Raw genomic sequence first — 14,368 nt, 5'->3', positions numbered from 1 at the left:
CGGTCTCCCTCCCGGGCCCACTGGTGCGGGAGCAGGGCATGTCCACGACTGAGCCGGCGGTCGAGCTGCACGGCATCACGAAGCGCTTCCCCGGCGTCGTGGCGAACCACGACATCGACATCACGGTCGCGGCGGGCACCGTCCACGCGATCGTCGGGGAGAACGGCGCGGGCAAGTCGACCCTGATGAAGATCCTCTACGGCATGCAGCGGCCGGACGAGGGGACGATCAAGGTCAACGGCGCGGTGGCGGATCTTCATTCGCCCGCCGACGCCATCGCGCGCGGCATCGGCATGGTGCACCAGCACTTCATGCTCGCCGACAATCTCACCGTCCTGGAGAACGTCGTCCTCGGCGCGGAGAAGCTCCACGGCATCGGCGGTGGCGCGCGCAGGCGGATCAAGGAGATCTCCGACCAGTACGGTCTCGGCGTCGCACCGGATGGCCTGGTCGAGGACCTCGGCGTCGGCGCCCGCCAGCGCGTCGAGATCCTCAAGGTCCTCTACCGCGGGGCGAAGATCCTCATTCTCGATGAGCCGACCGCGGTCCTCGTGCCGCAGGAGGTCGACGAGCTCTTCGCCAACCTCGAAGAGCTCAAACGCGAGGGCCTGACCGTCATCTTCATCTCGCACAAGCTCGACGAGGTCCTCAAGGTCGCCGACGCGATCACGGTGATCCGCCGGGGCACGACCGTGGCCTCCGCCGATCCCAAGGAGGTCTCCGCCCGGCAGCTGGCCGAGCTGATGGTCGGCAGCGAGCTGCCGGTCCCCGAGCTGCGCGAGTCCACGGTGACCGACGTCCCGGTGCTGACTCTCGAGGGGGTCACGGTCCGCAACGCGAGCGGCCGCGCCGTCGTCGACGATGTCTCCCTGATCATCCACGAGGGCGAGATCCTCGGCATCGCCGGCGTCGAGGGCAACGGCCAGGCCGAGCTCGTCGAGGCGATCATGGGCATGCTGCCGGCCGAGTCCGGCGTGATCCGGCTCGGCGGGGAGGACCTGGTCGGCCGGTCGACCCGGCACCGCCGGGAGCTGGGCATCGGGTTCATCCCCGAGGACCGGCACCGGCACGGCCTGCTGCTGGAGTCCCCACTGTGGGAGAACCGCATCCTCGGCCACCAGACCCGGTCGCCCAACGTGAAGGGCTTCCTCATCGACCGCGCCGGCGCTCGCAAGGACACCGAGCGGATCGTCGAGGACTACGACGTGCGGACCCCCGGCATCGACGTCACCGCGGCGTCCCTGTCCGGCGGCAACCAGCAGAAGCTCATCGTCGGCCGGGAGATGTCCGGTGCGCCGAAGCTGCTGATCGCCGCCCACCCGACCCGCGGCGTCGACGTCGGTGCGCAGTCCGCGATCTGGGACCACCTGCGGCACGCCCGTGCCGAGGGCCTGGCGGTGCTGCTCATCTCCGCCGACCTCGACGAGCTGATCGGCATGTCGGACACCCTGCGGGTGATCCTGCGCGGCCGGCTCGTCGGCGAGGCCGACCCGGCCACCATCACCCCGGACGCACTCGGCTCCCTCATGACCGGCGCCGGAGAGGGGAGCGCGGCATGATCTCCAATCTGCTCGCGAAGTCGTACGCGCGGACGGCGGTCGCGGCGCTCATCGCGCTCGTCTTCGCGATCGTCGTGACCTCGATCGTGCTGCAGGTGAGCGGGTTCAACCCGCCGTCGACGTTCCAGGCGATGTTCTCGTTCGGCAAGCAGCCCGACAGCGTCGTCAACACCGTGAACCGCGCGGCGACGTACTACCTGTCCGCGCTCGCGGTGGCGATCGGGTTCCGGATGAACCTGTTCAACATCGGCGTCGACGGCCAGTACCGCCTCGCGGCGATGGTCGCCGCCGCGGCGGGCGGCGCGTGGGCGCTGCCGGCCGGTCTCCACCAGCTGGTGATCATCCTCGTCGCGGCCGTCGTCGGCGGCGCGTGGGCGGGCATCGCCGCGATCCTCAAGGTGACGCGCGGCGTCAGCGAGGTCATCTCGACCATCATGCTGAACTTCATCGGCACCGGGGTGATCGCCTTCCTGCTCAGCCCCGACCGGCTCGCGGTGAAGGTCGCCGGCAGCAACAACATCGGCACCAAGCCCATCGCGTCCTCCGGGCGGGTGCCGGGGATCTCCTACCCGGGCAGCGACCTGAAGATCTACGGCCTGGTCTTCCTGGCGGTGCTGGCCGGCCTCGCCTTCTGGTACATGATCAACAGGACGCGTTTCGGCTTCGACCTGCGGGCCACCGGCCTGTCGCAGAGCGCCGCGGTCGCCAGCGGCGTCGACGCCAAGCGCATGGTGATCTACGCGATGGTCCTGTCCGGCGCGGTGGCCGGCCTGGTCGGCATGCCGCAGCTGCTCGGCGGGTCGTACTCCTACTCGCTGGACTTCCCGACCGGGATCGGCTTCACCGGCATCGGCATCGCCCTGCTCGGCCGGAACAACCCGGTCGGCATCGCGTTCGCGTCGCTGCTGTGGGCGTTCCTCGACCAGTCGTCGCAGATCCTCGAGTTCAACGACATCCCGAAGGAGATCGTCGCCATCACCCAGGCGGCCGTGCTGCTGTCGGTGGTCGTGGTGTACGAAATCGTCAACCGGGTGGGCCGGCGCATGGACCAGCGGCGCGTCGCCGCGGAGCTCGGCGAGGTGGCAGCGTGAAGGAGATCTCATGATCGACCAGGAGGTCCGTACGCCGACCCCGCGGACCGGCGGGGTGCGCGCGGCGCGTGGCCGGCGGGCGCTGGCCATCGGCCTCGGCGTCTTCGCCGCCCTCATCGCCCTGCGGCTGATCACCGGCGAGACCGACATCACCTCCAGCGGCACCATGAGCGCCACGCTGGCGCTCGCCGTGCCGATCGGGATGGCCGCGATGGGCGGCCTGTGGTCCGAACGCTCCGGCGTGGTCAACATCGGCCTCGAGGGCATGATGGTGTTCGGCACCTGGGGCGCGGCCTTCGGGGCGTACTTCAGCGGCAACCCGTGGCTCGGCCTGCTCGGCGGGATCATCGCCGGCGCGGTGGGCGGCCTGCTGCACGCGGTGGCGACCGTGACGTTCGGCGTGGACCACATCGTCTCCGGCGTCGCGATCAACATTCTGGCGCCGGGCGTCGCGCGCTACCTGTCGGACCTGCTCTTCACGCACGAGACCGGCGGCGGGGCCACCCAGTCGCCGCCCCTGCCGGACTTCCCCACGTGGAGCGTGCCCGGCGTCGGCGGCCCGCTGGGCGACCTCGAGAAGCACCACTGGTTCCTGATCTCCGACCTCGCGGGCATCGTGCGCGGGCTGCTGACGAACCTGTCGCCGGTCACCCTCATCGCGGTCGCCTTGATCCCAATCTCGTTCTACCTGCTGTGGCGTACGGCGTTCGGCCTGCGGCTGCGGTCCTGCGGGGAGAACCCGCTCGCCGCCGAGTCGCTGGGCGTGAAGGTCTACACGATGAAGTACGCCGCGGTCGTGATCTCCGGGGCGTTCGCCGGGGTGGGCGGGACGTTCCTGGCGATGGTGGCGTCCTCCAACTACCAGGAGGGCCAGGTCAACGGGCGTGGCTTCATCGGCCTCGCCGCCATGATCTTCGGTAACTGGCGGCCGGGCGGCGTCGCGGCGGGCGCGGGCCTGTTCGGGTACACCGACGCGCTGCAGCTGCGCGGCGGCGCCGGCGCGGTGCACGCCATGCTCCTCCTGCTCGGCGTCGGCCTCCTGGTCCTGGCCGGCTGGCACGGCTACCGGCGCCGGATGGTCACGGCGGTCGTCTCGGCGGTCGTGGCGGTCGGCCTGCTCGCGTGGTTCTTCCTGACCAAGGAGCTGCCCAAGGAGATCGTCACCTACAGCCCGCACATCACGACGCTGCTGGTGCTGGCCTTCGCGGCGCAGCGGCTGCGCATGCCGGCCGCCGACGGGCTGCGCTACCGTCGCGGAGGGGGACACTGATGGCCGACATCGACTGGGACGCCCTGCGAGAGGCGGCACGTGCGGCGATGGCGAAGGCCTACGCGCCGTACTCCAACTTCCCCGTGGGTGCCGCCGGGCTGACCGGCGACGGCCGCGTCGTCTCCGGCTGCAACGTGGAGAACGCCTCGTACGGCGTCGGCCTCTGCGCGGAGTGCGGCCTCGTCTCGGACCTGCACGGCACGGGCGGCGGCCGCTTGGTCGCCGTCGCCGTGGTGGGCCGCGACGGCGCTCCGCTGATGCCGTGCGGGCGCTGCCGCCAGCTGCTGTGGGAGCACGGCGGCCCTGGCATGCTGCTGGAGACCGTCCGTGGCATCCGGCCGATGCGCGAGGTGCTGCCCGACGCCTTCGGCCCCGACGATCTGGAGAACCGAGCGTGACCTTCGACGCCGTCGACGTCATCCGCACGAAGCGGGACCGCGGGGAGCTGTCCGACGCGCAGATCGACTGGACGATCGACGCGTACACCAAGGGCGTCATCGCCGACGAGCAGATGTCCTCGCTCGCCATGGCGATCCTGCTCAACGGCATGACCCGGCGTGAGGTCGCCCGCTGGACCGACGCGATGCTCCGCTCCGGCGAGCGGATGGACTGGTCCGGGCTGAGCCGCCCCACGACGGACAAGCACTCCACCGGCGGCGTCGGCGACAAGATCACGCTGCCGCTGGCGCCGACGGTGGCCGCCTGCGGCGCGGCCGTCCCGCAGCTGTCCGGGCGCGGCCTCGGCCACACCGGCGGCACCCTCGACAAGCTCGAGTCGATCCCGGGCTGGCGGGCGTCGCTGTCCAACGAGGAGATGCTGTCGGTCCTCGACCGGGCGGGTGCCGTGGTGTGCGCGGCCGGCTCGGGCCTGGCCCCCGCCGACCGCAAGCTGTACGCGCTGCGCGACGTCACCGGAACGGTCGAGTCGATCCCGCTGATCGCCAGCTCGATCATGTCCAAGAAGATCGCGGAGGGCACGGGCGCGCTCGTCCTGGACGTCAAGGCCGGTTCCGGTGCGTTCATGAAGAGCGTCGAGGACGCCCGCGAGCTGGCCCGGACGATGGTCGACATCGGCACCGACCACGGGGTGAAGACCGTCGCGCTGCTGACCGCGATGGACACCCCACTCGGCCGTACGGTCGGCAACGCCCTCGAGGTCGACGAGTCCGTCGAGGTCCTGGCGGGCGGCGGCCCGGAGGACATCGTCGAGCTGACCGTCGCCCTGGCCCGCGAGATGCTGGCCGCGGCGGGCCTGACGGACGCCAAGGACCCGGCCGACGCGCTCCGCGACGGCTCGGCGATGGACGCCTGGCGGAGCATGATCAGCGCCCAGGGCGGCGACCCGGACGCCGCGCTCCCGGTCGCGAAGGAGACCCACGAGGTCCTGGCGACGGAGTCCGGCGTGCTGGCCCGGCTCGACGCCTACGGCGTCGGCGTCGCGGCCTGGCGCCTCGGCGCCGGGCGGGCCCGCAAGGAGGACCCGGTGGCCCACGCGGCGGGCATCGTCCTGCACGCCAAGCCCGGCGACACCGTACGAGCGGGGCAGCCGCTGATGACCCTCCACGCCGACGACCCGGCCCGCTTCGAGCGCGCGCTCGCCGCCCTCGAGGGGGCGTACGAGGTGTCCTCCGCAGCGGTCACCCGCGGGCCGCTGCTGATCGACCGGATCGCCTGACTCAGCGGTTGCCGGTGGAAGCGGCGGCGGCGATGAGGACGATGGCCAGGAACACGAGCGCCAGGACGATGAAGGCCGTGCCGATGGCGCCCATCACGACGCCGGCCGTCGCCTGACCGTCGCCGCCGAGGTACCCGCCGCTCTCGCGGATCCGCCGCTTGGCCGAAATGCCCATGAACAGGGCGATGGGCGCCAGCAGGCCGCACAGCACGAGGCCGAGGATGCCGAGGACCATCGAGGTCGTGGCTCCACTGTCATCCTGCGGGGGCGGCGGAGCCGGGTACTGGTACATGACGGCACCATAGAGGAACACCGCCGTGAACCGCGTGTCCAGCATCGGCCGAGTCCGGGGCGGCCGGTTGACCGACGCCGGACTCCTCGGGACGCTGAACGATGATCTTTCGTCGGCGCCAGGGGAGCGGCTGATGCGGCACACGTTGATGATCGTCCTTGCGGGTGCGACCGGCCTGCTGGCCGGAGCACTGCCGGCCGCGGCGGCCGAGCGCGCCGCTCCGCCCCGCGTGGTGATCCGGGACGGCGTGACCCAGCCGACCTTCTCCTTCAAGGACGCCATCCGCCAGACCGTCTACGTCGAGACGCCCGTCGACAGCGACCACGACGGCAAGAAGGACCGGGTCGCGGTGTTCGTGACCCGTCCCAAGGAGACCGACGCCGGCCTGAAGGTCGCCTCCATCCTCGAGGGCAGCCCCTACTTCAGCGGCACCATCGACGACCCGTACCACCCGGCGGACGTCACCGACTACCCGCGCCTCGCGCCCTGGTCGCCGTCGACCGCGCCCTGGACGCCGCCGAACTACAACAGGGTGTACTACGACAACTACTTCGTCTCCCGCGGCTACGCCGTCCTGGCCGCCAGCACCCTGGGCACCGGTGAGTCCGACGGCTGCCCCGGCGCGGTCAGCCCCGCCGAGACCACGGCCATGAAGACGGTCGTCGAGTGGCTGACCGGCAAGGCCAAGGCGTACGCCGCCGACGGCAGCCCCGTCACGGCCGGTTGGTCGACCCACAACGTGGCGATGGCCGGCAAGTCCTACGACGGCACCCTCCCGCTCGCCACCGCCTCCACCGGCGTCGCGGGCCTGAAGACCGTCGTGTCGATCTCCGGTGTCGCCAGCTGGTACGACTACTACCGGGGCAACGGCGGGGTGATCGCCCCCGGCGGGTACGAGGGCGAGGACGCCGACCTGCACGCCAAGGTCGTGCTGACCCGCAAGAACCCGGCCGCCTGCACCGCCGCCATGCACGAGATCGAGAAGCGCATGGACCGCGTCAGCGGCGACTACAACGCCTTCTGGGACGAGCGGAACTTCGCCGAGAAGGCGGGCCGGTTCAAGGCGAGCGTCCTCGTCACCGGCGGCCTGAACGACTGGAACGTCAAGCCGAATCAGTTCCTCAACCTCTGGCAGGCCCTCGGCCGCGCCGGGGTGCCGCGCAAGCTGTGGATCCACCAGGCCGAGCACGACGACCCGATCGACGTGCGCGGACAGGCCTGGCTCGACACGGCGAACCGGTGGTTCGCGCACTGGCTGTACGGCGTCCCCAACGGCGTCATGTCCGAGCCGAAGGTCGACTTCGAGCGCTCGCCGGGCCAGTGGACGACCGCCCCGGACTGGCCGGCGCCGGGCGCCCGCCCGGTCGACATGCGCCTGGGCGGCGGCCAGCCGGGCACGCTCGGCGCGGGAGTGCCCAGTGGACGCCAGGGCTTCGTCGACGCGCCCGCCCGCACGGCGGACCAGCTCACCGCCGAGCCCGACAAGGCGGACCCGAACCGCCTGATCTACCTCACGCCGAAGCTGTCCAAGGGCCTGCGGCTCAGCGGCACCCCCGAGATCCGGGTGAACGCCTCGGTGGACGGCAGGTCGCCGTACCTGTCCGCGCTGCTCGTCGACTACGGCACCGACACCCGCTTCGCCGACTTCGCCGCCACCGACAAGCAGTGGTGCTTCGGCGACAGCATCCCGACCGACCCCGGCTGCCGGACCGTGAAGAAGTACGTCACCAAGGAGACGCCCTACCAGATCGTCACGCGCGGCTGGCTGGACGTGCGCAACCGCCACTCCGCGTCCCGGACGGAGCCGATCACGCCCGGCCGGACGTACGCGTTCGACTGGAAGCTGGTGCCGTACGACTACGCCTTCAAACCGGGGCACCGTATCGGCCTCGTGATCATGGCCACCGACCACGACTACACGCTGCGGTACCCGGCCGGCACGAAGGTCTCCGTCCAGCTCGGCGGCTCGACCCTGCGCCTGCCCCTCACGACAGGATGAACGCCGCCGTACGGGCCCCTCAGCGCCGCGCCGAGGGGTCCGTACGGCGATGGGAGGGGCGTACGGCGGGTAATGTGCGAGGCGTGACGAACCGCCCTGTGCTCGACGACATCAGGCGGGCCCCCAAGGTGCTCCTCCACGATCACCTCGACGGCGGCCTGCGGCCGGAGACCATCGTGGACCTCGCCCGCGAGACGGGCTACGACGCGCTCCCCACGACCGACCCCGGCGCGCTGCGCACGTGGTTCGCGGAGGCGTCCGACTCCGGCTCGCTGGAGCGCTACCTGGAGACGTTCGACCACACCGTCGGCGTCATGCAGACCGCCGAGGCCCTCACCCGCGTCGCGTACGAATGCGCCGAGGACCTCGCCAAGGACGGCATCGTCTACGCCGAGGTCCGCTACGCGCCCGAGCAGCACACCCGCAACGGCCTCACGCTGAACCAGGTCGTCGAGGCGGTGCTGAAGGGCTTCGCCGACGGCGGCCGGGACCACGGCATCCGGGTCGGCACGCTGCTCACCGCCATGCGGCACCAGGCCCGCAGCATGGAGATCGCCGAGCTGGCCGTCCGCTACCGCGACGAGGGCGTGGTCGGCTTCGACATCGCCGGCGCGGAGGCGGGATACCCGCCGACCCGGCACCTCGACGCGTTCGAGTACCTCCAGCGGGAGAACGCCCACTTCACCATCCACGCCGGCGAGGCGTTCGGCCTGCCGTCCATCTGGCAGGCCATCCAGTGGTGCGGCGCCGACCGGCTCGGCCACGGCGTGCGCATCATCGACGACATCGCCGAACGCGACGCGGAGAGCCCCCGGCTCGGGCGGCTCGCGGCGTACGTCCGGGACAAGCGCATCCCCCTGGAGATGTGCCCCAGCTCCAACGTCCAGACCGGCGCGGCCAAGTCCATCGCCGAGCACCCCATCGGGCTGCTCCGCCGCCTCTACTTCCGGGTGACCGTCAACACCGACAACCGGCTGATGAGCGGCACCACGCTGTCGGAGGAGTTCGCCAAGCTCGTCGAGGCGTTCGACTACGGCTGGGACGACCTGCAGTGGTTCACGGTCAACGCCATGAAGTCCGCCTTCCTCGGCTTCGACGAGCGCCTCGAGCTGATCAACGGCGTCATCAAGCCGGGGTTCGCGCAGCTGAAGTGGCGATCGCACTCGTGACCGCCGCCGTGTTCCCGAAGACTCCGGCGGGCGCCAAGATGTTCCGGCCGCCGGCCGCGCGCTTCTTCGGCTGGGGCTGGATGGTCTTCGCCGCCGCGAACCTCGTCGACATCGTCTGGCGAGGCGACGACGACGCCTCGCTGGTCGCCGCGACCATCATGATCCTCGGCTGCGGCGTCGCGTACGTCATCGGGCTCCGGCCCCGCATCGTCGCCGACGACGAGGCCGTCCGCTTCCACAACCTGATCCGCGACGTGCGGGTGCCGTGGGGCGCGGTCGAGCGGATCGAGGGCGGCGACGCCGTGTACGTCCACGCCGACGGGCGCCGGTTCCGGGCGTTCGTCCTGCAGATCTCCCCGCGCAACCGCGCGCGCATGGAGGCCAAGGCCCGCCGCGAGGAGCGGAAACTGCCCGACAGCGTCGCCGAGTACGTCCGGGGACGCACGCAGACCGACTACGCCGTCGAGCAGCTGCGGGAGATGGCCGAGGAGCAGTCCCGCCGTCCGTCGACGGGAGCGACCGAGCCGGTCGTGACCTGGGCATGGCCCGCCGTCGTCGCGGTGGCGGTGCCCGCCGCGGCCTTCCTCGTCGCGGCCGTCATCGCCCTGGTCTGACGCCGGCTCAGCGGGTCACCGCCTCCACCGCCGGCGTCCGGATCGCCCGCCGGGCGGCGGCCAGGCCGGTTCCGAGGGTCAGTGCCGCGGCGATGACGACGACGCCGAGGTACGTGCCGGCGCCCACGTCCGGCAGTGCCCGTCCAGTCCGGGCGACGCTGTACGGCACGATCGTGAACAGGCCGGCGACCGTCCCGGACGCGACGCCGAGCACCGTCAGGATCACGCCCTCCACCGCGACCGCCTTCAGGACCTGCGGCGGGGTGAGCCCGACGAGCCGCTGCCGGGCGAACTCACCGCGCCGGTACGTCATCGCCGCGACCAGCGTGTTGATCAGCATGATCGCCGAGAAGACGACCAGCATGCCGATCACCGTGAAGTTCAACGTTTCGGTCGTCTTCTGGTCGGCCGTGCTGACCACACCCGACGCGGCGGTCGCGGCGTTCTCGATCCACTGCATGTACAGCGTGCCGGTGGCGATGCCGGTGAACAGGATGACCGGCATCAACGCGCTCGCCAGCTGACCGGACCGGTGGCGGACGTGGTTGACCGTCAGGTAGGCGGGGACACCGGCCTTCTCCAGAGGCCGGGCGAGCGCGGCGGTCACCCGGCCGACCAGAGCCGGCCCCAGGAGCGCGAACCCGATGGACGTCCAGATGGACGTCTGACCGGCCGTCTGCATCGCGTCGATGCCCTTGCCACGCATCGCGGTCGCCGTCGTGACCGCCAGACCGGCGCCCAGGAGGAGGAACGCCACCCCGGCGACCGCCCGCTTGCGGCTCATGCGGCCACCATCCGATGCGGCGCTCCGCGTGGCCTCCGCCGCCCGCGACCGTACGCTGCCCCGCACGGTGATCACCGCGGCCGTGGTCGCCGCCGCGAACGTGACGCCCAGCCCGATGCCCAGCGCGTACGAGCCGAACGCGTATCCGACGCCGTCGGCGACCCGTCCCGTGGACGTCAGCAACGACAGCAGGCCCCGGCCGGCCAGAGCGGCCGGCGGGATGGCCACCAGGCCGGCGACCAGCGCGACGACGGACGTCTCACCGACGATCATGCGGCCGATCTGCATCGGCGTGGCGCCCACGTTCTTCAGCAGCGCCAGCTCCGCGGCCCGCTGCCGCACGACCAACGTGAGAGTGGAGGTGACCGAGAAGGCCACCATGATGAGCCCCCAGCCGCCGACGACGACGGCCATCAGGACGAGCGACTTCCGGCTCGCCGCGGGCACTCCCGCGGCCATGCCGGTGTCCAGTAGCGAGGCGAACGCCATCACCATCGCCGCCCCGAACACCATGGACACGAACGTCGCCAGGAAGCCCCCGGCCCGGTGCCGGAGCGAGCGAAGCGCCAGTCCGAACACGTCAGGCTCCCTTCCGGAGCGCGGTCCGCTCGCCCAGATGTGTCATCCGCTCGGCCACGGCCTCGGCCGTCGGCCGGATCAGCTCGCCGGCGAGTCGGCCGTCCGCCAGGAAAAGGACCATGTCCGCATAGGAAGCGGCGACCGGGTCGTGCGTCACCATCACCACGGTCTGGCCCTGCTCGTGCACCGCCCGCATCAGGAGGCCCAGCACCTCACGCGCGCTGCGCGTGTCCAGCGCACCGGTCGGCTCGTCGGCGAAGATCACCGAAGGGTTCGTGACCAGCGCCCGCGCGATCGCGACGCGCTGTTGCTGGCCGCCGGACAACTCGGCCGGGAGGTGCCGCAGGCGCTCCCCGAGCCCCATCGCGGTGAGGATCTCGCGCGCGTGCCGGCCGTCCGCCTTCCGGCCGGCCAGCCAGAGCGGAAGGGTGACGTTCTGCAGCACATTGAGGGTGGGAAGCAGGTTGAACTGCTGGAAGATGAAGCCGATCCGCCGCCTGCGGAACTTCGTCAGCTCCGTCTCGGTCCCGCCGTTCATCTCGGCGCCGTCGACGAACACCTTGCCGCTGGACGGCCGGTCGAGGCCCGCGGCGCACTGCAGCAACGTGCTCTTACCGGAGCCGGACGGACCCATGACGGCCGTGAAGGTGCCCTTCGGCAGGGTCAGTGAGACATCGTCCAGCGCGGTGACACTCGTACCGTCAGTGCCGTAGACCTTCCGTACCGAAACGAGCCGTAGCGCCTCGGGAGCGCCCAGGGTGCTTCTGTTCATGAAGACGAAGCTATGGAGAACCCGAGGTCCGCTCGATGGGCTTAACAGGCCAAGCGGGGTGTACCTGAGAACACCATCAGCGGCGCCGTCAGCCGCTACTCCAGGTTCGAAGGGGCCGTTTTCCTGGGCAAGCACCGGAAACACGGAAGCCGCTTCGGATGGGACGCGGGGGGCCGGGCGGAGCCCGGCACCGGGGGTTCCAGGGGGTCGTCCCCCTGGACTAGCAGCAGAGACGGCGAAGCCGCCCCGAAGGGGCGGCGAGTATGACAATCCGAGAGCGGACGACGGGATTCGAACCCGCGACCCTCACCTTGGCAAGGTGATGCTCTACCAACTGAGCCACGTCCGCGTGACGCCATAAGAATACCGGATCCGGGGACTAGACGAGTCCGGCGTCGTGGGCGAGGAGGGCGACCTGGACGCGGTTGTTGAGTTCGAGCTTGGCCAGGAGGCGGGAGACGTGGGCCTTGACGGTGGCGACGCTCATGTAGAGCTCGGAGCTGATCTCGGCGTTCGACTTGCCCTGGCCGATGGCGACGACGACCTCGCGTTCGCGGTCGCTGAGGCGGGCGAGGCGTTCTTCGGCGGGGTTGTGGCGGGTGTGGGCGACGTGGGCGATCAGGCGGCGGGTGACGCTGGGGGAGAGGATCGGTTCGCCGGCGGCGACGCGCCGGATCGCGTTGATGATCTCGCCCGGCGGGGTGTCCTTGAGCAGGAACCCGGCGGCGCCCGCCCGCAGCGCACGCAGGACGTGCTCGTCGGCGTCGAAGGTGGTCAGGATGACGATCTCGGGGGCGCCGTCGCGGGCCCGGAGGGCCTCCGTCGCGGCGAGACCGTCCATGCGAGGCATCCGGATGTCCATGAGGATGACGTCCGGCGTGTGTTCGACGACGAGCGCGGCGACCTCGGAGCCGTCGCCGGCCTCCGCGACGATCCGCAGATCGTCGGCTCCGGCCAGCATCATCGACAGGCCCGCACGGACCAATGCGTCATCGTCGACGATCAGCACGCGAATGGTCACGGGGACACAGTAATGGGGCTCGGCGCGTGGCGGTGTGACGGATGGATGAGGATCAGGCGTCCGTGCCGGGCGCGTCGGCGCGGGCCGGTTCGGCGGGCCAGGGCAGGAACGCCCGGATGTGGAACTCCCCGTCCGGCGTCGGCCCGTGTTCGAGGCGTCCTCCGGACAGCGTGGCGCGTTCGGCCAGGCCGATCAGCCCCGTACCCGAGCCCGGGATCCCCGACGCGGTGTTGACCAGCGGGTTGCGCACGTCGATCGTGAGGTCGGCGCCCGCCGACCCGTCGACGACCACGCTCACCGTGGCGTCCGGGGCGTGCTTGCGGGCGTTCGTGAGCGCCTCCTGGACGGTGCGGTAGGCACTGCGCCCGATGCCGGTGGGCACGGCGCCCAGGTCGTGCAGCCGGTTCTCGTACCGCACCGTCATGCCGGCGCGCCGCGACTCGTCGATGAGCGTGGGCAGGTCGGCGATGTTCGGCTGGGGGCGCTCCGGGGTGTCCTCCGCCTCGTCCTCGCGGAGCACGCCGATCACCTCGCGCAGGTCCTGCAGGGCCTGGTGCGCGCTGGCCCGGATCACACCCGCCGCCTTCGCGATCTCCTCCGAAGGAGCGTCGGGACGGAACTCCAGCGCGCCCGCGTGCACGCTCAGCAGGGAGATGCGGTGGGCGAGCACGTCGTGCATCTCCCGGGCGATCCGCGCGCGCTCCTGGTGCCGGGCCTGCTTCACGCGGAGCTGCTGCTCGGATTCGGCCCGCAGGGCGCGATCGCGCAGGGACAGGATGAGCTGCCGTCGCGCGCGGACGAACATCCCCCAGGCGACGATCGCCGCGCTGATGATGAAGGTGTACGCGGCGCCGCTCGCGACCTCGGCCCAGTAGGACTTCTTCGGGTCGGGGAACGCCGCCGCGTACTCCAGGCCGGTGGCCAGATTCACCAGCGCGACCAGTGCCACCGTGCGGAAACGCCGGTGTACGGCGACCGTGAACAGGGCGATGCACGACGCCCCGACGACCGTCGAGGAGACGCCGCTCAGCACGCTCAGGGTGATTCCGAGCTCGACCGGTCGGCGCCGGCGTATCCACAGGCCGAGGCAGCCCAGCACGCCGATGGTCACGTCGAGCAGGCGTGGCGGGTGATCGGGCGGGGGCGATCCCTGGGAGGTGAGGAGCAACATGAGTGCCCCGGACAGCACTGCCAGGACGAAGCAGGCGATGTCCACCGCCCAGTCGCGGGGCGACCGCCGGATCTGCTCCGTCGGTTCGGGCGCGAGGAGGAGGGCGGGCAGGAGGGACGGGTGGTCAGGGCGGGATACCGCCATACCGCTCATGGGTGTCAACGGTAGGTCGTCGTGGGGCGGACCGGCATCGGCCGAAAGTCGACGCCGGTACGACCTCGGTCGGGGGTGATCGGGCCGGGGCGTCGACCGGCCGGGATCCTCACCGGCATGACGGGGCGTCCGTCCTGGCACGGCGACGGCCTTGTCCGGCGCGGTGACGGCCTCGCCTGGCGCGGCGACCGCATCGCCTGGGGCGGCGACCGCATCGTC

Annotated in this window: 13 protein-coding genes and 1 tRNA gene; 8 read left to right on the top strand and 6 right to left on the bottom strand. The window is 71.3% G+C overall.

What is annotated here, in order from left to right; all coding sequences use genetic code 11:
- Positions 1–38 precede the first annotated feature (38 nt).
- From ACQP2O_RS47325 to ACQP2O_RS47305, 5 genes are read left to right on the top strand one after another with little or no spacing between them, the layout of a single operon-like run.
- Positions 39–1,559: an ABC transporter ATP-binding protein gene (locus tag ACQP2O_RS47325; RefSeq protein ID WP_433176172.1), complete on the top strand. Its 1,521-nt coding sequence runs from the start codon at positions 39–41 to the stop codon at positions 1,557–1,559.
- Positions 1,556–2,650: an ABC transporter permease gene (locus tag ACQP2O_RS47320; RefSeq protein ID WP_433176171.1), complete on the top strand. Its 1,095-nt coding sequence runs from the start codon at positions 1,556–1,558 to the stop codon at positions 2,648–2,650. Before ACQP2O_RS47325 ends, ACQP2O_RS47320 begins: the two co-directional genes overlap by 4 nt.
- A 13-nt stretch (positions 2,651–2,663) precedes the next feature.
- The gene (locus ACQP2O_RS47315; RefSeq protein ID WP_433191404.1) at positions 2,664–3,920 is read left to right on the top strand and encodes an ABC transporter permease; all 1,257 of its coding nucleotides are present in this window, start codon (positions 2,664–2,666) and stop codon (positions 3,918–3,920) included.
- Positions 3,920–4,318 carry a cytidine deaminase gene (locus ACQP2O_RS47310; protein ID WP_433176170.1) on the top strand — a complete coding sequence of 133 codons (399 nt, stop codon included), beginning with the start codon at positions 3,920–3,922 and terminating at the stop codon, positions 4,316–4,318. Before ACQP2O_RS47315 ends, ACQP2O_RS47310 begins: the two co-directional genes overlap by 1 nt.
- Complete coding sequence (locus tag ACQP2O_RS47305) at positions 4,315–5,595, top strand: thymidine phosphorylase (protein ID WP_433176169.1); 1,281 nt, start codon at positions 4,315–4,317, stop codon at positions 5,593–5,595. The genes ACQP2O_RS47310 and ACQP2O_RS47305 overlap by 4 nt, the downstream gene beginning before the upstream one ends.
- Before the next feature lies 1 nt (position 5,596).
- On the opposite strand, the gene ACQP2O_RS47300 is transcribed toward ACQP2O_RS47305, so the two are convergent.
- Positions 5,597–5,932 (bottom strand): DUF4190 domain-containing protein, encoded by a 336-nt coding sequence (locus ACQP2O_RS47300; protein ID WP_433176167.1) that lies wholly within the window; start codon positions 5,930–5,932, stop codon positions 5,597–5,599.
- 88 nt (positions 5,933–6,020) lie between these two features.
- On the opposite strand from ACQP2O_RS47300, the gene ACQP2O_RS47295 reads away from it, so the two are divergent.
- The 3 genes from ACQP2O_RS47295 to ACQP2O_RS47285 all read left to right on the top strand — a co-directional run bounded on the left by ACQP2O_RS47295 (position 6,021) and on the right by ACQP2O_RS47285 (position 9,669).
- On the top strand, positions 6,021–7,886 hold the full coding sequence (locus ACQP2O_RS47295; protein WP_433176166.1) for a Xaa-Pro dipeptidyl-peptidase: 1,866 nt from the start codon (positions 6,021–6,023) through the stop codon (positions 7,884–7,886).
- Between the two features lie 83 nt (positions 7,887–7,969).
- Entirely contained in the window at positions 7,970–9,055 is a 1,086-nt protein-coding gene (locus ACQP2O_RS47290; RefSeq protein ID WP_433176165.1) for an adenosine deaminase, read from the top strand.
- Complete coding sequence (locus tag ACQP2O_RS47285; protein WP_433176164.1) at positions 9,037–9,669, top strand: PH domain-containing protein; 633 nt, start codon at positions 9,037–9,039, stop codon at positions 9,667–9,669. The genes ACQP2O_RS47290 and ACQP2O_RS47285 overlap by 19 nt, the downstream gene beginning before the upstream one ends.
- Positions 9,670–9,676: 7 nt before the next feature.
- Here ACQP2O_RS47285 and ACQP2O_RS47280 read toward each other — a convergent pair whose 3' ends face one another.
- The 5 genes from ACQP2O_RS47280 to ACQP2O_RS47260 form a co-directional block, all read right to left on the bottom strand.
- Complete coding sequence (locus ACQP2O_RS47280) at positions 9,677–11,032, bottom strand: FtsX-like permease family protein (RefSeq protein ID WP_433176163.1); 1,356 nt, start codon at positions 11,030–11,032, stop codon at positions 9,677–9,679.
- Between the two features lies 1 nt (position 11,033).
- Positions 11,034–11,804 carry an ABC transporter ATP-binding protein gene (locus tag ACQP2O_RS47275; RefSeq protein WP_433176161.1) on the bottom strand — a complete coding sequence of 257 codons (771 nt, stop codon included), beginning with the start codon at positions 11,802–11,804 and terminating at the stop codon, positions 11,034–11,036.
- Between the two features lie 276 nt (positions 11,805–12,080).
- A tRNA-Gly gene (locus ACQP2O_RS47270) sits at positions 12,081–12,153 on the bottom strand.
- 30 nt (positions 12,154–12,183) lie between these two features.
- A complete protein-coding gene (locus ACQP2O_RS47265; RefSeq protein WP_433176159.1) occupies positions 12,184–12,825 on the bottom strand; it encodes a response regulator in 642 nt (213 codons plus the stop codon).
- A gap of 52 nt (positions 12,826–12,877) precedes the next feature.
- Positions 12,878–14,149, bottom strand: coding sequence for a sensor histidine kinase (locus tag ACQP2O_RS47260; protein ID WP_433176157.1), 1,272 nt, complete (start codon positions 14,147–14,149; stop codon positions 12,878–12,880).
- Between the last annotated feature and the right edge of the window lie 219 nt (positions 14,150–14,368).

This window comes from Actinoallomurus sp. CA-150999, from assembly GCF_050942425.1.
Lineage (GTDB): Bacteria > Actinomycetota > Actinomycetes > Streptosporangiales > Streptosporangiaceae > Actinoallomurus.
The sequence above is the reverse complement of the archived record's forward strand: the minus strand, read 5'-3'. Positions and strand labels throughout refer to the sequence as shown.

Bases quoted from the DNA above. Each gene is read 5' to 3' on its own strand.
- ACQP2O_RS47300 (WP_433176167.1), bottom strand. From the start codon at position 5,932: ATGCTGGACACGCGGTTCACGGCGGTGTTCCTCTATGGTGCCGTCATG.
- ACQP2O_RS47295 (WP_433176166.1), top strand. From the start codon at position 6,021: ATGCGGCACACGTTGATGATCGTCCTTGCGGGTGCGACCGGCCTGCTG.
- ACQP2O_RS47320 (WP_433176171.1), top strand. From the start codon at position 1,556: ATGATCTCCAATCTGCTCGCGAAGTCGTACGCGCGGACGGCGGTCGCG.
- ACQP2O_RS47325 (WP_433176172.1), top strand. From the start codon at position 39: ATGTCCACGACTGAGCCGGCGGTCGAGCTGCACGGCATCACGAAGCGC.
- ACQP2O_RS47310 (WP_433176170.1), top strand. From the start codon at position 3,920: ATGGCCGACATCGACTGGGACGCCCTGCGAGAGGCGGCACGTGCGGCG.
- ACQP2O_RS47260 (WP_433176157.1), bottom strand. From the start codon at position 14,149: ATGAGCGGTATGGCGGTATCCCGCCCTGACCACCCGTCCCTCCTGCCC.
- ACQP2O_RS47275 (WP_433176161.1), bottom strand. From the start codon at position 11,804: ATGAACAGAAGCACCCTGGGCGCTCCCGAGGCGCTACGGCTCGTTTCG.